Annotated in this window: 10 protein-coding genes and 1 pseudogene; 7 read left to right on the top strand and 4 right to left on the bottom strand. The window is 60.5% G+C overall.

Annotated elements, in window-relative coordinates; translation table 11 throughout:
* The first annotated feature begins 56 nt into the window (after positions 1-56).
* The 7 genes from PPL01S_RS04120 (at position 57) to PPL01S_RS04085 (ending at position 9,039) form a co-directional block, all read left to right on the top strand.
* A complete protein-coding gene (locus tag PPL01S_RS04120) occupies positions 57-410 on the top strand; it encodes a hypothetical protein (RefSeq protein ID WP_042155360.1) in 354 nt (117 codons plus the stop codon).
* Between the two features lie 341 nt (positions 411-751).
* Positions 752-1,057 carry a hypothetical protein gene (locus PPL01S_RS24250; protein WP_050483651.1) on the top strand — a complete coding sequence of 102 codons (306 nt, stop codon included), beginning with the start codon at positions 752-754 and terminating at the stop codon, positions 1,055-1,057.
* Between the two features lie 1,034 nt (positions 1,058-2,091).
* Positions 2,092-2,574, top strand: a complete 483-nt coding sequence (locus PPL01S_RS04105) for an ImmA/IrrE family metallo-endopeptidase (RefSeq protein WP_028625273.1) — start codon at positions 2,092-2,094, stop codon at positions 2,572-2,574.
* On the top strand, positions 2,571-2,984 hold the full coding sequence (locus PPL01S_RS04100; protein WP_028625274.1) for a hypothetical protein: 414 nt from the start codon (positions 2,571-2,573) through the stop codon (positions 2,982-2,984). The genes PPL01S_RS04105 and PPL01S_RS04100 overlap by 4 nt, the downstream gene beginning before the upstream one ends.
* Before the next feature lie 257 nt (positions 2,985-3,241).
* Complete coding sequence (locus PPL01S_RS04095; RefSeq protein WP_042155357.1) at positions 3,242-3,922, top strand: hypothetical protein; 681 nt, start codon at positions 3,242-3,244, stop codon at positions 3,920-3,922.
* Between the two features lie 941 nt (positions 3,923-4,863).
* Positions 4,864-7,194, top strand: coding sequence for a YecA family protein (locus PPL01S_RS04090; RefSeq protein WP_033743183.1), 2,331 nt, complete (start codon positions 4,864-4,866; stop codon positions 7,192-7,194).
* Between the two features lie 690 nt (positions 7,195-7,884).
* Entirely contained in the window at positions 7,885-9,039 is a 1,155-nt protein-coding gene (locus PPL01S_RS04085; RefSeq protein ID WP_016392880.1) for a Fic family protein, read from the top strand.
* A 195-nt stretch (positions 9,040-9,234) separates the two neighbouring features.
* On the opposite strand, the pseudogene tnpC reads toward PPL01S_RS04085, so the two are convergent.
* From tnpC to PPL01S_RS04065, 4 genes and pseudogenes are all read right to left on the bottom strand, one after another.
* Positions 9,235-10,623: pseudogene (tnpC, locus tag PPL01S_RS04080) on the bottom strand (IS66 family transposase); the annotation flags it as partial.
* Positions 10,559-10,876, bottom strand: a complete 318-nt coding sequence (gene tnpB / locus PPL01S_RS04075) for an IS66 family insertion sequence element accessory protein TnpB (RefSeq protein ID WP_016392877.1) — start codon at positions 10,874-10,876, stop codon at positions 10,559-10,561. The gene tnpB and the pseudogene tnpC, both read right to left, overlap by 65 nt.
* A 212-nt stretch (positions 10,877-11,088) precedes the next feature.
* Positions 11,089-11,820, bottom strand: coding sequence for a Crp/Fnr family transcriptional regulator (locus PPL01S_RS04070; protein ID WP_016392876.1), 732 nt, complete (start codon positions 11,818-11,820; stop codon positions 11,089-11,091).
* A gap of 93 nt (positions 11,821-11,913) precedes the next feature.
* Entirely contained in the window at positions 11,914-20,544 is an 8,631-nt protein-coding gene (locus PPL01S_RS04065) for a glycoside hydrolase family 94 protein (protein WP_016392875.1), read from the bottom strand.
* Positions 20,545-20,712 lie beyond the last annotated feature (168 nt).

Genomic DNA, 20,712 nt, shown 5'->3' with positions numbered 1-20,712 from the left:
CGCTTTACTCAGGCGCATGGTAGGTTTTCAGTTTTCTTCGTAATGGATGACCGACCATGCGCTGTGCCAGCCTCGCTTTGACCGCAGCCGTTACCCTTTCGATTGCCGGGTGTTATTCGCCCGGTGAGCTGATCCAGAAGGGGCCAACCTATGCTGCTCAGACCCACAAGTCTCCCAAGCAATATGCCTTGTGTGTTTTCCCTCAATGGCAGGAATCGAGGCCGGATGCGACCTTGAGCGAGACTGAGAACGGCTACAGGTTGTTGAGCGGAAACGACATGAACACCAATGAGATTCTGCAGGTCAGCAAAGCCGCCAACGGGAGCGATGTGAGGTTCTATCAGCGCTCATATCTCGACTTTGGGCCTGGCAAGGCGGCGGCGCTGGAATCGACAAAGAACTGCCTGTGACTCTTTCCGCGCCACGAAATGCGACCTCACCGTTTTTTGGCGCGAGACAGACCAAAACGTCTCACTCAGACCATATCGTCTGTCTCGCTGAGCTGGTGCCCATTACCACTCTCCAATGTCAGGTTCTCTAAGGGCGCAGGCGCCAGCTGGAAGCCCGGTATCCGCTATGGTTTCCACGGCTAGGTTGCCATGGAAACCATGCCGCTCAGAGATTGGTTACGATGGCACGCAATCAGAGTTCCTGCACAGGGTGCCTTACTGAAATGGGAGCCAGGGCCGAGGGTTAAAATCGAGCGTTACCGAGTTCTATTCGCCACGATAATCAAGGAAGGCCTATTCAGATGGCTAACAGGAAAAACACTAATTATTTAATGGAAGCCGTACTGGGCTCGGATGAAGAAGCAATCAGGGATATTGTTTACGCCATAGGAGAAAGTAAAGGTAAATGGAGCCATTTCATTTCTAGTCTTTTTAGCGCTGAAGTAACCGAAGCAGCGAAAGAGCAGTTCCATACAGTATGGGTTGAGCTTGGCGGGCGAATCAGAAGCCAGGTCGGTGATGACAAGGCTCTTGCCAGAATGCTGAGCGCGCTGCTTCCAGAATACCGGGGCGAATCAATTAAGCTCTATCGAGGAGAGAGTGCATAGCGCTATGGAATTGGGCGAATCGGATTTTGCTGGACGCCAAATATTGAGATGGCTAGAACGTTTGCGCGCGGTCTTAATGCATATTTTGGCGATGGTGGAGTACTGTTGGCAACCATGGCCAATCAGTCTTCGATAATTGCCGGTCCGAACGACCATAGTATTGATCTTGGCGAGCATGAGTACACGCTTGATCCGTTCTCGCTCAGCGATATTGAGGTCTTGGAAACCTATCCGCCCTTACCACCTGACTGGTAATCAGTCTTCGTGCGAGGCGGTACGCGGCCAGGTACGCACCGCTGGTACGCATTCTGGCGTGCGGGTCAAAAGTCAGCGAGGCACTGACTCAATAAATGCTTTCCTTTTGGAGTGGGCGCCCAGAGACGCGAACCGGTGCCAGAAGCTTTGAGGCGTGCCTTTGCCAAGCCGGCCTAGGTCGTGAAGTACGCGGAGTTTTTCCAGCGCTTGCTCCTTTGTGAACGTCGGGCCTAGTGCTTCTAGCGCGAGTCGCGCATTGCGCCGAAAGCCGTAGTTCAGTTCGTGCCCGGCCTGGGTCAGTCGATAAATAGCCATGATTGTGACCTCCCACGTAGATGAGATATCCATGATAGCCATTGCGCCGGCGTCCGCCTCACACCTACCTGTTCGCAACCATGGCTCGCAGTCAGGTTCGCAACCCCCTATGCGCGAACCTTCCGTACGAACTTGGGCGGCCTGCCGGCTATCAAAAGTTGTGGTTTCCAGGTGGAGGTTTCCACTGAGGTTTCCACGGTATTGCGGCTTCCGGTGACCACCATGCCGCAGTGAATGACCACATGAAAACCACAATGCTCGCTGCCCAGCGCCAGCCGACCCGCTCTCAGGTTCCAAGGTAGAGCTTAGTGCCGCAAGCGCTGTATGAATAAACAGTGAATTGCTGTATGCTGATAGAACGAGGCACGACGACGGTGTCAACATGAATTTGACCCCAGGCCTTGACTTAGGCAGAATCGCGCCTCATTTTTGATGAACCAACCCAACTGACACAGGAGGTCGACATGGTGTATCGCACTGCTGCAGACGTCCTTCAGGCCCATTGGGATGGAAGATTGCCGGTGAATCCTCAGGCCATAGCGCAAGCGATGGGAATTGAGGTGAAGGCTCTGACTCCCTTTGATCCTGCCACCTGGCGCTCCAATGAAAGTGGGCATTACTCATATCGCGAGGGGCGCCCTTTAATCACCTACAACTTCACTGACGCCCCGGTGCGGCAACGGTTTACGATTGCCCATGAGATTGGACACCACGTCCATGGCGATCTCGACGCACCTCGAGACACGACGGAGCAGTTCAGCGCCAGGGCACGTGACCCCAAAGAGGTCGCAGCAAATCGATTCGCGGCCGCACTACTTATGCCGGCAGCGTTGGTCAAGCACATGGTAGTTGAGCAAAGGATTACCGATCTCTCCAGATTGGCGCAGACCTTCGGAGTATCCACTGCTGCCATGGAGTTCCGGCTCAAAGCGATCGGGTTGCTATGACAGTTTCGAGCGATGACCTGTCCCAAGGTGAAGCTGAGAATCCGGGTCTGATTGGCGATTACCTTCGGAAAGAGGCTTGGCGGTTTCGGTGGGAGAAGCGTCTTACCACCGTTACCGTCAGCCTCATCATCATTTTTTATGTATCGCTGCTCGGGTTCGTATTTTTCGGCAACATTCGAGTAACGGCCGGTGCTTGGTATTTCTTTGCTTCGGTGAGGCCGCATACTACTGGCGACATCCCCATCATCGTGTCCCTCTCAACGGTTCCGACGCTTCTGCTGATCGCATTGCTTAGGTACTTCCACCACAGGCCCAAGCCTGAGCAGGATGAACCGCAGGCGACGCTGCCCATCAGCGTCGAGGCGGCGAAAGAGATCATCAAGGCCACCACCGACGCTATGAAGCCTTAATAATAACCCCGCCGACAGCGGGGTTTTTTATTCGCGGCAGTAGCCCCACGGGTGCCCGTCAGATCCCCCTGGACAAACGCCCCGGAGTAAATCGCATGGCTTCAATGGATGTAGCAGTTGTTGATGGGCAGCGACTGCCGCCTGCTCCCGGATTGAAGGGAGTTTGTGAGAGGTGTGGGGCGCCTGCTCAGGCGAAGTGTGGGCCGATCGTTCGCTGGCATTGGGCGCATGCCGGCCGGCGTCATTGCGACCCTTGGATGGAGAATGAAGGACCATGGCACAAGGCCTGGAAGGAGCTATTTCCCTTCGAATGGCGTGAAAACGTTCGCATTGACGAAGCCAACGGGGAAAGGCATGTGGCTGATATCAGGCGGCCTGATGATCTTGTGATTGAGCTCCAGAACTCTCCAATGCCGCTCGACGAGATGCGAAGTCGAGAGCAGTTCTATGGCGAGAGGATGATCTGGGTCGTCAATGGTGAGAGTTTCCGCAATCACATTAACATCGGCGTTGCTCTGCCTGCCCCCGAGCATCCCCAGCTTGACGAATATCAGTTGGCTATGCCGATCTTTGGGGCTCAAGCAGCTTCGTGGCTTGGGTACTTTCGTCGGGCGGATTTGGATGCCCGAACGTCCACGCGCGACCTCATGGAGCTCTTCCACGGCAAGGAGTTTGAGGCCCTTGAGGGATCGCACCGTGGCCACCATGCCTGGTCTTGGAAAAGGCCACGTGAGGTTTGGCTACATGCCCGGAGAACCGTGTTTTTTGATTTCGGCGGGAGAGGGTGTCTTTGGGCACTGGTTAATTACAAAGGGCACACCGGGAAGGCGATTTATCCCGTCGTTCGCGAGCGGTTCATGCAAGCTGCTTTATCCGGAGCACAGCTCGACTTTGATCAACCCCCTATCATAGCTGTTCCACTAGCACCGCAGGTTTAGCTTTACCCAGCCTTTACCGAATATGAGACAGGCATGAGACGGAACCAGCATGGCCTGTGCGCCCGAGGCCTTTGTTCAGGCAGAGATCGTAAAACTGGGGGGATGACGCCGTCTCAATTTGCCGGTGGTGTTGGGCACTTGTTTGACCACGCTTTGACGGAGTACGGACCAGACAGATGGCAGTGGCTCTTGTGGCCGGGCGTCTGAGGTCTTTCCGGTGCTGGAGGCCGTCAAAGTAAGGGGGGCGTACCCCTGACAGGCCTAAGACGGATTTTGGACCGCTTTGGACGGATCGGTGCGGGTGTTGGGTGGTGGTGCTGGCGCTATGGCGCGTGATGGTTGGGCTGCCAGTCTGGTGGCGGGCGACTCCAGCCGTAAGCTCGTCCAGAGTTTCCAGGTGAAACTAGACCCGCACTAGACCGCGATAGACGGTGGTCGGTGGCCCGACTCACTGGATCACTTGCCGCGCCTGGCCTGGACCTATGCGTGACAGGCTGGCGCGGGTAACCCCGTCTAATGCCGAGGCACGAATTCTGGACAGGCTCTGGACGGATTTGCGCCAGCACCGGTAGGTAGGACGTCATGAAGCCAGCGGCGTGCCTGGTGTGCGGGCATCTCGATCATGCCTGGCCAGCTTGCTCTGTCCAGAATGGCCAGCACCCTGGCCCCCTTGACAGTCCTTGACGGAAATTTCTGACCACGCTTGACGGATTCAGCCGCGGACGCTTGAGCATGGTCGGCTGTAAGCCTTGCTGTACAAGGGCTGGCATTGAACCTGGCGGACTGATCGAGGCGACCGTCGTCAAAAATTTCCGTACATTCTCATCTAGGGAGATTGGGCCTAGAACAGTAGTTCTGCCAAGCTATCCCTGATTATTAACACCACGTCTAACCCTGGCTCTACTAGAATCTTGGCCTCAATCGCATCGAGGGAAGTTGTTATGGATCAGGAAAATATGACGGACGCTTGTGCTTCCCTATTACGGGGTATGGAGAGCACTGCCGCCCGTATGCGCGATTTGATTGTTGCTATGCCCCCACATGATTTACTCGGCTACATCTACGCCCGGCACATGATGAAAGCGATAGCGGGTCAACGCGGCTCTCAGGACCAACACGAAGAAGGCGTCTTGGATGATTTGGTTGATGAAAATCAATTTCTATTAGAGTACGTCCATGCAGTTCTCGCATCAGATGTCGCCCCTATGGATGTAGTCTTCGACGAAGCCCGGTGTGTCGAACTGTTTGAGCTTGGCCGAAAACTGCGAGAGCAGGCTATGATTTTCGCCATGGCTTCGTCCGACAATACTAAAGATGGTGTCTTTGGCCCAGACACTGCAGACATTGAGTTTCGCGCGAAATCTTCTTGGGTCTTACTGCGAGGGAACCGCTACCAAGTGTTGGAAGGCGAGTTCTATCGATACGTTTTGTCACCTCATGAGGATGTGCTGAGAGAGGTATATGGAGCTAATCCCGCTGAGATCGCGGATGGTTTCCAGGCCCTGGCCAATGCCAGCCGTTCAGGGCATTCCAATGCAATCTCGATGCTTATGAGACAGTTCGAGTCTGTGCAGAATTTCGCTGCGGTTCAGGGAAAGCCCCTGGAAGACGTCATGGAGGAATGGGTCGCGTCCGACGAGGAACAGACGAATGCCGCAGGCCAGGCGATAAATGACATGTTTCGGGGTGGTATAGCCAACGTGAGTCTTCATACGAAATTGCCGCCTTTGCTCTTGGCGGACTTAGCGTATCGGCGCGGGGAGGAAACCGAGTTTTTTGCGCCTGGGGATTTCGTTGGGACACCGTATAGGACACTGCCAGCTAGGAAGAAACCCCTGATCCAGCTAGGCGAGGATTACTACGCAGTAGATCCGTGTTTCACGCGAGACTCGGGCTATCGGGCACTGCTTTTCAATCTCCTTCAGCGAAAACCTGACTACAAAAAATCGTTCAATGATCGCCAGAAAACGATGAGCGAAGCGGCTTTCGCCGACATCCTGGCCGCCCAGCTTCCAGGCGCTAAAGTTTTCCAAGAGGTTTACTACAAAGACCCCGCCACCAATAAATGGTCAGAGAACGATACTCTTATCCTGATCGACGACGTGTTGTTCCTAGTCGAAGCCAAAGCCGGCGCTGCTGCGACTATTGCATCTCCGGCACTTGATTTCGGACGTCATGCCCAGTCCGTGCAAGATTTGGTTATTAAGGCCTATACCCAATGTGAGCGCTTCTTCAATTATCTGAATTCATCAGAGGAAGTCACCCTCTACCAGCTCGTAGACGGCAAATATCAAGAGTGCGGCCGTGTCCGCTCTTCCGAATACCGAGTGATGGTACCGATCGGGTTGACAGTCGAATCCTTCTCCCCCTTTTCAGCGTATTGCAAAAAACTGCCGCAGATCGCGCCGCTACTTGGTAAGCACGCTTTCATTTCGATGTCTATTGACGACCTGTTCGTGCTTAAGCGCTTCCTGCCAACGCCGGGCGAGTTCATGCACTATATGGAGGTGCGCCAGGCTGTGGCAGCTAGGCGTCATGCTCATCTGTTCGATGAGTTTGACCACTTGGGTGCCTATCTGAAGAAGAACCGCTTCGATCAGGACATCGACAACCATTTAGCAGATGGTTCAGTAAGCATGCTCATTTGGGATGGTATGAGTGATCTAATAGATAAGAGCTTCGAGGGCGAAGATTGGAATAACACTCCGCTTCCTAAGCAACACTTCCCTGTGGAGTTAGACAGGCTACTTCAAGCTCTTGACGCAAACCGAACTCCAGGATGGCTTGTCGCGGAAAGCCGTATTCGTGATCTGGGAGAAGAGGGACGTGATGATCTAGCCAAAACGCTGTCTGATCTTCGCCGCACTCTGAATCAGCGCCCCTATCGCTTTTTCCTGCTTGGGGGCTCCGCACCCATATTCGTCTGGCTTCAACAACACGATCACAAAATTGACTGGACTACGGTGCATGTCAAGGCCAGCGCAGGCGCTTTGTCTATCAATGCCTCAGACATGGTAGGCATTTTGGCCTGCGTAGATTCCGATGGGACCTATCATCGAGCCCAACCCTTCGCAGTTCATGCGCCCGCACAGCGAACGGCAGAAAATGATCATGTTTTCGAGGAGGCCGCCCGAATCACCCAGTCCGCGCTCATGGTGAAGCCAAAGCCTGAGAAGAAATTCATACCAGCAGCGGGGATCGAAAAACAAGGACGGAATGAGCTGTGTCAATGCGGCAGCGGTGTCAAGTTTAAGAAATGCCACGGCCGCTGACACACTGCTATCCGAAAATGACCGGTACCTATGATCGGCCGGCTATACATAACCCCCTGGGCATGGCTTAAACAATGGCTATACATAACCCCCCTGGCATCGCGTTGGTTGCCGAACCCACACCCGGAGTTGTGGGCATGTAAGTGATGAGCATAACTGACCGGGATGGGCCGGGTTCGATTTCAAATCGACCCCCTTCTGGTAGCTGGGCATCACCCCCAGCGGGGTGAACGATCCGTTCACCCGGGGCCCACCTTCACCTGGTGCCAGCCACTACCCCGCGGCGGGGTGGTGGATCGAGTCGCATACCAAGGGCGGCAGTGCAGGTACTTTTCGTTTTAGGTATATGTTTAGGTATACGGTGGTGGCGTGGTGTCGTCGAAGTGCCCGTTTCCATTGGGATTGAGTTGCCTGATTCGACTCCTGTCTCCGCACCAGATTCAGATTGGCCAGTGGCGATATTTTTGCTTGCTGGCCCTACAAAGAAGCCTGCCTTGTGCGGGTTTTTTTGTGCCTGTTTTTACCCTGCTGATCAGCGCGTTTTTGACTTGAGGGGTAGCGGTTTTCCACTTAGGCTTGCACGGTTTTCCAGATAGTGGTTATCTTCTGATTCGGTTTTGGCCAACGTTTACGGGGATAAATCCAGAATTTTTCTAGATAATGATTTCTCCGTGTAGAGATAATTTTCAGATGCCCCAGTTTTCTCACTACGACCTGCAGCTGCTTAACCCATCCTTCGACTCGCCGCTGGTTGACGTTCTGGCCGAGCTCGAGTTTCTTCGCAGACTGAGGTTGGAGGGAGACACCCCACCCCAGGTGTTCTTTCAGCTCAAGGCGCTGTTTCACACGCTGGAGAGCTTGGGTTCAGCTCGAATCGAGGGTAACCACACCACGTTGGCCGACTACATCGACAGCAAGGTCGAAGGTAAAGCCGAAAGCACCGACCAGTTGCTGGAAATTGCCAATATCGAGAAGGCAATGGACTACATCGAAGCGGTGATGAAGCCCGGTGAAGACCTGACAGAGCATACGATTCGAGAACTGCACGCCATGACTGTGATGGGGTTGCGGCGTGAAGGCGACAAAACCCCAGGCGCTTATCGGGAAGGCGCGGTCAGGATTGCTCAAGCGGAGCATCTACCGCCGGAAGGTGTGCTGGTGCCGCAGTACATGCAGGAGCTGGTCAGCTTCATCAACCGCGACGATTCACCCAAATACGCACTGATGAAGGTCGCCCTCGCTCACCACCGTTTCGGTTGGATTCACCCATTCGGCAATGGTAATGGGCGGGTAGTGAGACTGCTTACTTACGCATTGTTGATGAAGTACGGCTTCAACGTGAACACGGGCGGCAGGGTGCTCAACCCCACGGCGGTGTTCTGCAATGATCGAGACAAGTACTACACCATGCTGGGGGTGGCCGATGCCGGTACCACAGCAGGGTTGGAGGCATGGTGTACCTATGTGCTGCAGGGTATTCGCGACGAACTGGAGAAGGAGGACAAGCTCACTGACTATGGTTACCTCACGAAATGCATTCTGCACCCAGCGGTGAGCTTTGCACGCAGTCGGGAGTGGATCACCGAGACCGAGGAACAGATCCTTATCAGCGTGATAAAGATGAAGGTAGTGAAATCGAGTGATATTGCTCAGGCGCTTCCTGCGCTCAACCCCAACCAACGAACGTATCAGATTAGAAACCTGGTAGAGCAAGGCATGCTTCTGCCGATTAACCCGGGCTCGAGGCAATACACCCTGGGCTTCTCCAACAACTACCTGGTGCGCGGGGTTATCAAGGCGCTGAGGGAGCAGGGCTTTATCCCTGAGCCTCTTGATAAGCCGTGACTGATAGAGGTGGGGTTGGTTAATTTAGTCGGCCGAAGTCGAATCCTTTCCACGCGTTACCTTTGTCGGAGCTATAGGCTGCTAACAGGGCAAGCACTGCGTCTTCAATCAATCTATCGTCGTAGTCCATGGTTACTCCGCTCTTGTTCTTCAAACGCTTCGTAGGCCCTACCTGACCCACGACGGGTAGAGCACTTAGCTATGTATTTTAGGCGTGCAATTCCACGGCAGCAGCGCTTCGTAGTCCTCCACTGAGGACGCCAGCGGCAGGTGTTCCAGTGCGTGGCGCAGCCACGCATAGGGCTCTTGGCCGTTGGCTTTGGCCGTCTCGACCAGGCTGTATAGTTGCGCACTGGCCGTCGCCCCTCGGGGCGTGTCACTGAACAACCAGTTCTTTCTGCCGATGACAAACGGGCGGATCGCGCGCTCGGCGGCGTTATTGTCGATCGGCAAGTCGCCATGCTCGACGTAGCGTTCCAACTTGCTCCAGTTGCTGGCCAGATAGTCCATGGCTTTACCCAACGCATTCTGGCTCGTGACCTGGGGCTGCGTTTTCTCTGTCCAGCTTTTCAACTGGGCCAGCACCGGTTGACTTCGCGCTTGGCGGGCCAGCTTACGATCTTCATCGCTGCTTTCCTTGAGGTCGCGCTCGATGCCATAGAGCTTGTTGATCAAATTCAGTGCGATGTCTGCCCGCCCAGTTTTACCCTTGGGCTGCACTTTCTGCGCTTCCACGAACTTACGACGTGCGTGCGCCCAGCAGCCCAACCGCTCCACGCCGTTCTGTGCGGCCAGCGCGTTGTAGCCGGCGTAGTCGTCGGTCATGACATAACCGCGATAGCCATCCAGCAGGCGCATCGGCACCTCCTGCGCTCGACTGGTGGTGTAGTCGAAAAGTATCACTGGCCGATCAGGTGAGCCGCCGGTTTGTACCCACATCCAGGATTGGCTGCTGGGCTCACGACCAGGCTCTTTCAACACCTGAACGCGTGTTTCATCACAGTGGATGATCCGACTGTTCAACAGGCTTTCGCGCATCAGATTCAGCAGTGGCTGAAAGTGCTCACTGCATTGAATCACCCAGCGTGCCAGGGTTTGGCGCGGGATATCGATAGCGTGGCGCCCCAGCACTTTTTCGAAGCGGTGAAGCGGCAAGCCGTCTACGTATTTGGTGGTCAGCAGCATGGCCAGCACACTCGGGCTGGCCATGCTTTTCTCGATCACCTGGGCGGGCTTGTCTGCCGTTACGGGCGCTGACTCGCAGTCGCGGCAGCCGTACACCTTGCGAACATGTTTGATGACGCGAATCTGCATGGGGACGATTTCAAGCTGTTCGCTGACTTCTTCACCGATGGCATGTTTGCGACAGCCGCAAGCGCAGGTCAGTTCATGCTCGGGCAGTTCTTGGACAACTTCGATACGCGGCAAATTAGCCGGCAGCGGCTTGCGCTTTCCACGGCGTTTGGTCGGCGCAGCGAATTCTTCGTCGCCAGCCTCATCCAAGAGTTCGGCCAGGCTTTCAGCTTCGTCGAAGAGTGGCAATTGTGGTGTCGCCGCATTGCCTGTCTGCTCGCTCTTGCGCCCCAGTTGGATCGGGTGAGGTTTTGAACCGTTCGGAGTCCAGGCGCTTGAGCCACAGGCAGAAACCGTTGCGCTCCCAATACAGGATCTTCACGCGGTTGCGCGGCTTGTTGAGGAAGACGAAAAGCACCGGGTCGAACACCGCCACCTTGATATCGAGTTCGACCAGCGCGGCCAGGCCATCGATGGATTTTCGAAAGTCGACAGGCTTTGGGTAGAGGTACACTTTTTCGACTTTGGCGTCGGGTCGCATCATGGTCGGCGAGCTCCAGAAAGAAATCGGGAGCACAGCATCAGGGATCAGGTAAGTGCTTTGAATGTGGGGTTTATGGAGCGCTTACGTATCACCAGCGGAGGCACAAAAATCAGCCGTTTCGCCCAAAGCTTCGCTTTCGGCACTGGCTCGACAGTCATGTGCTCGTTGTAATCCCTCGTCTGACCGCAGGTGATACAGATTTGCGGCTGAACTCAAACAGCAGGGGGGGCGGGTGGCAGGTATGGCAACAATCGTTCGGTCTCTTTCTTGACCACGGCGTAGCATTCGCAACTGAGCTGCTCCAGGCGGGTTCTGTCGAGCACCTTGATGTTGCCCCGGCTGTACTCGATCACGCCAAGGCGCTGCAGCTTGCCAGCGGCGTCGGTCACGCCTTCGCGGCGCACCCCCAGCATGTTTGCGATCAGTTCCTGGGTCATGCACAGGCGGTCGCCCGGCAGGCGATCCAGCGACAGCAATAGCCAGCGGCACAGTTGCTGGTCGATGGAGTGGTGTCGGTTGCACACCGCTGTTTGCGCCATCTGGGTAATCAGCGCCTGGGTGTAGCGCAGCATGAGCATCATCAGCTCGCCATGGCGATTGAACTCGTCCTTGAGCCGCTGGCAGGGCAGGCGATAGGCATGTCCGGCGCTTTGCACGATGGCGCGGCTGGGGGTGCTTTCGCCACCCATGAACACGGCGATGCCGACCAGTCCTTCATTGCCCACCACCGAAATCTCGGCCGAGGCCCCGTTTTCCATCACATACAGCAGCGAGACAATGGCATCGGCAGGAAAGTAGACATGGCGCAGGGCATCGCCGGACTCGTAGAGCGCCTTGCCCAGGGGCAGGTTCACCCGTTCCAGGTGTGGCTCCAGCCGGCTGAACGTCGACGCTGACAGTGCGGCCAGCAGGTGATTATTTTGCGGCTTGGGCGAGGGGGGCATGCTCGGGACCGTCGAGTGCAGCGGCTGTCGAAACAAGAATAGCCCAGTAGGGCTGGGGATTGCTGTCGCGGCACCCGAGGTCTGCCGGGCGGTTCACATGATGGGCACGGGATTGCGCTTGCACTGGGCAATCACCTGGTGCGGTTTACCGTCGTCCTTGAGTTGCAGTATGGGCTGGGCAAGCAGCTGGCCGTCCAGGCTCAGGGTCAGCTTGGCGGCGGCGCTATTGAGGACTTCAATGCGGTAGGGGGTGCTGCCAAACCGGTAGTGCAGCACGCAACCCGGCCAGCCGGCCGGCAGCAGCGGGTTGATCCGCAGGGTGTCACCGCTGCGTTGCAGGCCCAGCAGGCTTTCGACGATCAGCCGGTACATCCAGCCCGCTGAACCTGTGTACCAGCTCCAGCCACCCCTGCCCGCGTGGGGTGCCACGGCGTAGACATCGGCGGCCATGACGTAGGGCTCGACCTTGTAGGTGTCGATCAGCGCGGCGCAACCCTGACGTACCGGGTTGATCAGCCGCAGCAGCTCCCAGGCCCGCTCGGTATCCCCCAGGTGGGCGTAGGCCATGCTCGCCCAGATCGCCGCGTGGGTGTACTGCCCGCCGTTCTCGCGCACTCCGGGCAGGTAGCCCTTGATGTAGCCGGGGTCCAGGTCGCCCTGGTCGAAAGGAGGGTCGAGCAGTTTCACGATACCGATATCGCGGCGTACCAGATGATGATCCAGCGCCATCATGGCGGCGCGCGCGCGTTCGGGTGGGGCGACCCCGGACAGCACCGCCCAGCTTTGCGCCAGGGAGTCGATCCGGCATTCCTGGTTGCTCGCCGCGCCTAGTACCCGGCCATCGTCGAACCAGGCGCGGCGGTACCAGTCGCCGTCCCAGGCGTGCTCTTCGAGCTGCTGCGCCAGGGCGGCAGCCTGAGCGCCGCAGCGCACCGCGAAGGTGCTGTCGCCGTGGCGCAGGGCGACGCAGGCGAAGGCCCGCAACACCACATGGCCGAAGAACCCCAGCCACACGCTTTCGCCCTGGCCCTGTTCGCCGACGCGGTTCATGCCGTCGTTCCAGTCTCCGCTGCCGATCAGCGGCAGGCCGTGCGCGCCGCACTGCAGGGCATGCCCGAGGGCGCGCTGGCAGTGCTGGTACAGGCTCTCGACCACGGGCGAGTGGGCGGGCAGGTCGTAATAGGACTCTTCACCGGTATTGAGCGCACGCCCTTCGAGGTAGCCGACCGGTTCATCCAGGATCGTCTGGTCCCCGGTGATCTCCACGTAGCGGCTGGCCGCCAGCGGCAGCCACAGCAGATCGTCCGAGCACCGGGTGCGAACCCCGCGCTGCATGGGCGGGTGCCACCAGTGCTGCACATCGCCTTCCACATACTGGTGAGCGGCGCAGGCCAGCAGGTGCTGGCGCGCCGCTTCCGGGGCGGCGTGGAGCATGGCCATGCTGTCTTGCAGCTGGTCGCGAAAACCAATGGCGCCACCGGACTGATAGAAGCCACTGCGCGCCCAGAACCTGCAGGCGATCACCTGGTACATCAACCAGCCGTTGGCCAGGACATCCAGGGACGGTTCGGGGGTTTCGATCCGCACGGTGTCGAGTGTCCGGCGCCAGTAGGCCTGGACCTTGTCGAACGCCTCCATGGCGGCCTGTACGCCGCGGTATTGCTGCACACAGCGGCTGGCGGCAGGGGCGTCGGGCGCAGCGCCAAGGAGGAACACCACTTCACGCTGTTCGCCGGGCTCCAGTTGCACGCTGACCTGCAGCGCCGCGCAGGGGTCCAGGCCGCCGCCCGTGCGCCCCGACAGCCGTGTCTGGCGCAGCCCGGCCGGAGCCTGGTCAGTGCCGTTGTGGCCGATGAACTCGCTGCGATCGCAGGTGAAGCCATGGCGCGGCAGGTCGCAATCGAGAAACGCCACCTGGGTGGAGAACTCCACCGCGTAGCTGTTGCGGGCAAACAGGGCGCCACTGACCGGGTCGGTCTCGCTGACCACGTGCAGGGCGGTCTTGCCGCGCAGGTCGCCCAGCACCCACTCCGCGAAGCAGGTCACCGTCAACCGCCGTGTCCGTGCGCTGTGGTTGCGCAGTTTCAGCCGGCTGAACTTGACCGGGGCCTCCAGCGCCACATGCACCCACAGCTCACTGCCAAGGTCGTCGTCGGCATACTCGAACACGCTGTAGCCAAAGCCATGCCGGGTGCGATAGCGGCCGGGGCCGGGGCAGGGCCGCGGGGTCGGCGACCAGAAGTGCCCGCTGTCCTCGTCGCGCAGGTAGAACGCTTCGCCACTGGGGTCGGCGACGGGGTCGTTGTGCCAGGGTGTCAGGCGGTACTCATGGGCGTTCTGGTACCAGGTGTATGCACTGCCGGCCTCCGACACCACGCTGCCGAACAGCGGGTTGGCGATGATGTTCACCCACGGCGCGGGTGGCGGCTTGCCGGGGATCAGGGGGATGACGTACTCGCGCCCGTCGGCGCTGAATCCGCCGTAGGGGTTGGCCAGCATCAGCGCCGGTTCGCCCATCGGCTGCTGGCTGGAGGGCGTGGGTCGGGGCGGGGCAGGAACTGCCAGGAGGGCCGGTGGCACCGCCGGCTGACGGTGCCGACGCAATTGCTCGGCCAGCGTGCCATGGCTGTCGTTGAGCACCAGCCTGGCGACCGATAGCGTGAGAATCCGGTCCTCTTCGGACAACTGCTGCGCCGGGCGCACGAATATGCCGCCGGGGCGGTCGAGCAGGGTCGCCTCGCTGCCGGAGGCGACGATGCCCATGATCAGCTCCTGCAATTGCTGGCGGTAGCCGGCTTGGTCTTCGTTCCAGATCACCAGGTCGAGGGCCAGGCCCTTCTGGCGCCAATAGGCATGGGCGACCACCATCTGCTTGACCAACTGGATGTTGGCCGGGTCGCCAATCTGGACCAGCACGATGGGCAGGTCCCCCGACAGTCCCTGGCCCCAGAGGCCGGACTGATTGCGCCGGTTGCCGGCCAGCAGGGCAGCGCTGGCCCGTAGGCTGGCGTTGGGGTAAATCACCGAGGCGGCCATCTGCTCGAACAGCCGGGCATCGATCAGCGAGCCGTTGAGCTGGCGCAACAGCACCTGGCTGTGCGGCCAGGCGAGGTCGAAGACCCGGTCGGCCAGGTGACGGTCGCGGTACTTGGCGACCAGTTGCAGGCAGGCATCGCGGCTGTTGGCCACACCGGTGACCAGGTCGACTGTCGCTGTCTGGCCCGGCAGCAGGACGATGCGGCATCGGATCGCCACGATGGGGTCGAGCACCGCCCCCGCGCTGTCGGACAATGCCTTGCTGTCGGGATCCAGCGCCGCCGGGGCGACGAGGGTGCGGCCGCGACCGATGAAACGGGCCCGATCGGTCTCATAGGACACTGCATCGATATCGGCACCATGCACTGCCAGTACATGGCACATCCACGGCACGGCGTCCTGTAGCGAGCGTGGCCGCCGGGTGCAGAGGATGGCCTGCAGTGGGCGGATCAGTTCGGTCTGGATGAACAGTTTGCTGAAGGCCGGGTGCAGCGCGTCGCTCAGGGCCGGCGCCAGCACCACCTCGGCATAGCTGGTCAGCTCCAGGGTGCGGGGCTCGTCGCCGTGGTTGGTCAGATGCAGGCGACGGAGTTCGATGTCATCTTCGGGGGAGACGGCAATTTCGGTATGGCAGTCGAAGTCGCGTTCGCGGATGCGGAACTCCGCCCGGCCGTCGCTGAAGATCGCCTCCTGGTGTTTGCTGCGGTGCCGGGTCGGCTGGTAGGTGGTGGACCAGTAGGCGCCGCTGGCGACATCGCGCAGGTAGCAGAAGCTGCCCAGCTCGTCGCGGCTGGCGTCCTCGCGCCAGCGGGTGACGGCCATGTCGTTGCGCTGGCTGTAGCCGCTGCCAACGTGGTTGACCATGACGTGATAGCGGCCATTGGAGAGCAGTTGCACGGCGGGATGGCGGCGGTTCGGCTCGCTGAACACGCGCAGCCGAGTTTCGCTGGCGGGCTCGGCGTCGTTCACGTTCGGGGCCTGAAGGGTGTGCAGGTACGGGGCGGCGGTTTTCGGCACCCGCTCCTGCAGCAGCAACATGCTGGCCTGGAACTGCGGGTCCGAGGCGAAGCGCCGTTGCATGGGCTTGTTCAGCAGCAAGGCGGTCAGGGCGAGGAAGCTCATGCCCTGGTGGTGGGCCATGAAGGAGCGGATCACCACCGAGTTCTGCCCGGGTGGCAGCCGTGCTTCGCTGTAGTCCACTGCCTCGTACAAGCCGAAGCGGCCCGACAGCCCGAGCGTGGCCAGGCGCTGCAGGTTACGGCAGGCGGCCGTGGGTTCTACCATCAGGGCGAGGGCGCTTGCGTAAGGTGCCACCACACGCTCTTCACCCAGGCCGCGCTTGAGGCCCAGGCCCGGTACGCCAAATGCCCGGTACTGGTAGTTGAAATGTGCATCCATTGCGCTGTAGGCCGACTCGGAGACGCCCCAGGGCAGTCCCAGCAGGTTGCCGTGCTCGATCTGTCGGTTGACGGCGGCCTGGCAGGTCTGGTCGAGCAGGGTGCCTTCATAGCTGGGCATCACCAGCAAGGGCATCAGGTATTCGAACATCGAACCGGACCAGGACAGCAGAACGGGGACACCGGCATTGCTGGTGAGGAGTCGGCCCAGGGCGAACCAGCTGTCCTGGGGGACCTGACCCTGGGCGATGACCACGAAGTTGGTCAGGCGCATCTCCGACGCCAGCAGGTCATAGAACGCGGAGTCCAGGCGATGCTCGTCGGCGTTGTAGCCGATGGCGAACAGGTCCCGGTGGGTGTCGTAGAGGAAGCTGAAGTCCATGCTGGCCAAGGCCGTGATGCGCTGTGCCAGGGCCTCTGCCTGGGCGATGCGCTGGCGGGCGAGCGCTCGGGCATTGTTCACTGCCAGGCGTTCGGCGGCCGGCCACTGGTCAGGCTTGAGCTGTACCAGTTGTCGCCAGCTCAGCGGAGCCTGGTGCGCAAGGGCGTTGCCAGGTGGCAACTGCAAGCCCTGCCACTCTGAGCCAAGGTCCAGGCACTGCGCATGCAGGGCCTGCAGCCAAAATACACTGTCATCGGTATCCGCGGCTGCCGGCGAGGTGATCATGCCATGCAGCTGTTCGGCCAGCAGCGCCATCAAGGTGACCGGTGGCTGGCCTGGGTGCTCATGGGCTTGCTGTACCTGCTCGCGCAAGGCTTCTATGTCCCGGGTGTCACGACCGGCGCTGGCGTGCGCGTCGAGCAGGGCGTCGAAGGTGTCCAGCAGGCCCTGGGTCAGGCGTCGGTCCAGCACGGGTGTGTCGGCCATTTCCAGCAGGCCGGGCCGCAGCGTCAGGAGCAGGGCAGCCAGGTTGCCACTGTCCACCGCCGAGACATACAGCGGTGCCAGGGGCGCGAGGGTCTGGGTGTCGTACCAGTTGTAGAAATGCCCCTTGTAGCGCTGCAGGCGGCTCATGCTGTCGAGCATCTGCGCCAGGCGCTCGAACAGGCGGCCGGCCCCCAGGTAGCCGAAATCATGGGCCGCCAGGTGCGAGAGCAGGGCCATGCCCATGTTGGTCGGCGAGGTCCGGTGCGCGATGCAGGCAAAGGGCGGCTCCTGCAGGTTGTCGGGCGGCAGCCAGTTGTCGGCAGGGCCGACATGATGGTCGAAGAATGCCCAGTTGCTGCGCGCCAATCGACGCAGGAATCGCAGGTCCCCGGGCAACGGCGTGAACGCGGCCCGCCCCCGCGGCCGGCTGAGCCACCAGGCCAGTGCCGGACCCAGCAGCCAGAGCACGAGAAACGGCGAGGCCAGTAGCAGCACTCCCGGCTGCACGGACAGCGCGCTGGCCAAAGCCAGGGCCAGGGCAGGCTGTAGCCATTGCTGGCGATACACCGCCAGGAGGGTGTCGGCGCTGGTGCGTTCGTCCTCTCGTGAGGGGTTCCATTGCAGGAGCCGACGCTTGCTGACGATCAGCCGCCACAGGGTGCGCAGAATGGCGTCCAGGCTGTAGCCGGTCTCGAAGGGCAACCAGGCCAGTGTCAGGCCGGCACGCACGAAGTGGCTGCCTGAGGTGTGCAGGGCCGCGCGCAGGTGCTCGGCGAGCGGAACATCGCTGGTCTTGCGGCTCAACTCGAGCAGGGTGTCCAGCAGCGGGCGGGTCAGCAGCAACCCCAGCACCGCCAGGGTCCAGGCGTGCGGCGAGGCGCTGGCCAGCCAGCCCCACAGCAGCATGATCAGCAGGGCCGCCGGCTCCAGGCTGCGGCGCAGGTTGTCGAGGATCTTCCAGCGCGACAGTGCGCTGAGCGGGCTCTGCGCCGGGCCGTGGCGGCCGGTGCGCAGCCAGGGCACCAGCCACGGCAGCAGTTGCCAGTCTCCCCGGATCCAGCGGTGGCGACGCTTGATATCGGCGCTGTAGCGCGCCGGGTAGGCCTCGAACAACTGCACGTCGCTGAGCAGGCCCGAGTGTGCATAGCAGCCTTCGATCAGGTCGTGGCTGAGCACGCGGTTGTCGGCGAAGCGGCCATCCAGGGCCCGCTCGAAGGCATCCACGGCGTAGATGCCCTTGCCAATGAAGGAGCCGCTGAGAAACAGGTCCTGATAGACGTCCGACACAGCCTGGGTATAGGGGTCGACGCCGGCATCGCTGCCGAACAGGCGTGCATAGGTCGAGCGCGACACGCTGGGCAGGCTGATGCCCACGCGTGGTTGCAGGATCGCGTAGCCCGAGCGGACGCGGCCGGTACTCGGGTCGAACCGTGCGCGGTTCAGCGGGTGCTGCATGGCGCCGACGAATTTCTGGGCGACGCCGCGTGGCAGCTGGGTGTCAGTGTCCAGGGTGATGACATAGCGCACGTGCCCGAGCTGTTGCAGGTCGCCGACGATGCGCATGAAGCGCTCGCTGGCGCGCCCGCGCAGGAGGGCATTGAGGTCAGCGAGCTTGCCACGCTTGCGCTCGCGGCCCATCCAGCAGCGCTCGGTCGCGTTCCACTCCCGTGGCCGCTGCAGCAGGAAGAAGCGCTCGCAACCCGGGATCGGGTATTTGTGGTTCAGCGCCCGTATGCCTTCGCAGGCCAGGTCAAGCAGGGCAGCATCTTCGGGGATTGTCTGTTCACGGGCATCCATGAAGTCGCTGAGCAGCGCGAAATGCAAGTGTTCGTCACGGTTGGCCAGAAAACGAACCTCCAGCCCTTCGACCAGTTCCTCGACATCGCCGGCCGTCGTCAGCAGGGTAGGGACCACCACCAGTGTGCGGGCGTCGGCGGGAATCCCAGCGGTGTAGTCCAGCCGTGGCAGGAAGGAAGGCTTCACGGTCAGTGTCACCAGCCAGTTCACCAGGCCAATGGCCAGGCGGCTGGTCGTCAACAGTACCGGCAGGGCCATGGCCGTCGTGACCGCTAACGACCAGCCAGCCAGGTAGATGGCATGTACGAAGCCCCAGGCCAACAGCACTGACAGCAGCACCGTTGGCACCAGGTAGAACGCTAACGGTGCCCGGTGCAACAGGCGTTGCCAGCGCTGGGCAAGTGCAACCCGGGCACCGAGGCGTCGCTCCAGCAACGGCAGGCCGCCGCCCACCAGGTAGAAGCCGACATGCTCGGCCTGCTCACCTGGCCGGGCACCTGCGGCCTGGGCAAGCTCGATGGCCGTTCGCGCCACCGTCTCCTCGCTGAAGGCGCAATGGCGTGCCACCTGTTCGACCACGTGGCGGTAGTGGTCACGGCTGGCGAAATCCATGGCCGAGTAGATCGCGGCCGGATCCTGGCAGAGGGCCTGTTCGACATGGCTCAGGCGCTCGACGAACAGCCGCCAGTCGATGCTCGACAGCAGCCGCAAGCTGCCGATGCTGTTGCTGATGGACACCTGGTCGATGGCCTGCTGCTGGGCATCGAGTTGCACGGAGCGTTCGATGCTGAGTGCCGACTCGCCGAGCATCTGCTCGACCCAGGCCAGCGGCTGGGTCAGCGTGGCGCTGTGGCCCTGCAGCCGCCTTGCCAGCTCGGCGACGAAGGCGGCGGTCATCGGCGGGTCCGAGCGGGCCATGTCGGCGACCACCAGCACGACGCTCTTGGCGTCGCGCTCGGCGATCTCGCCGAGGCGGTCGGCCCAGGTATTGGCCAGGTCGCGATCTGACAAGTTGGCCATGACCCGCGCCGCCACCCTGCGAAGGTTCTCGATCAGCGCCAGGCGCAGCATGATCGGGATCGCCCAGAGTTCGCCGAGCGTCAGGGTGGCGGCTTGCTGGTAGGCCTCGACGAAACGGCTGAGGCTTTCGGCGTCGAAGCGGCCATCGCCGTGGGAAATGGTTTCCAGAGCGAGGTCATAGACCCGCGGCAGGCCGCTCGAGGGGCCGCTGTCCAGTCGCGGCAGCTGCAGGCTGTAGCCAGTTGGCAGGTGGCGCTTGGCGATGCGGATATGCGACTCGACCAGGTAGAAGTTGTCGAGCAACCATTGCGCCGCGGGGAGCGCTGGGCGCGAGCCGGGCAGGGCACCAGCGAGGGCGGTGCAGCTGGTGGAGAGCATCTGCTCGTTGTCGGCCAGGCGGTCGAGCAGCGAATCGTCGGCGGACAGTTGGCTCAAGCGGTGTTGGCTGGCAAGCCAGGTACCATGCCTGGCCATCTGCTCGGCGCCATAGAGTTCTGATCGCAGCAGGCTTTCGTAGGTGAACGAGTGGCGCGGTGAACCCCAGCGCGGGGAAAAACCCGTCAGGCGCTGTACGAAAGCGGGAATGTGAAGCCAAGGATTTTCCATGGTGTTCCGGAGCCGCGTTCAGGCCAGGCAGTATTCAGTCTGAGGGGCGGCGCACGATGGGTCTGTTCGGTAGCGAACAGACCCATCCCTGCAATGCGCACACCCTGAAGTGAGGGATCGCTGCGCGAGAATCGCGAACGCGCTCCCCCCGGCACACAGTGGCCGGAG

This window comes from Pseudomonas plecoglossicida NBRC 103162 = DSM 15088 (genome assembly GCF_000730665.1).
GTDB classification, from domain to species: domain Bacteria; phylum Pseudomonadota; class Gammaproteobacteria; order Pseudomonadales; family Pseudomonadaceae; genus Aquipseudomonas; species Aquipseudomonas plecoglossicida.
The sequence above is the reverse complement of the archived record's forward strand: the minus strand, read 5'-3'. Positions and strand labels throughout refer to the sequence as shown.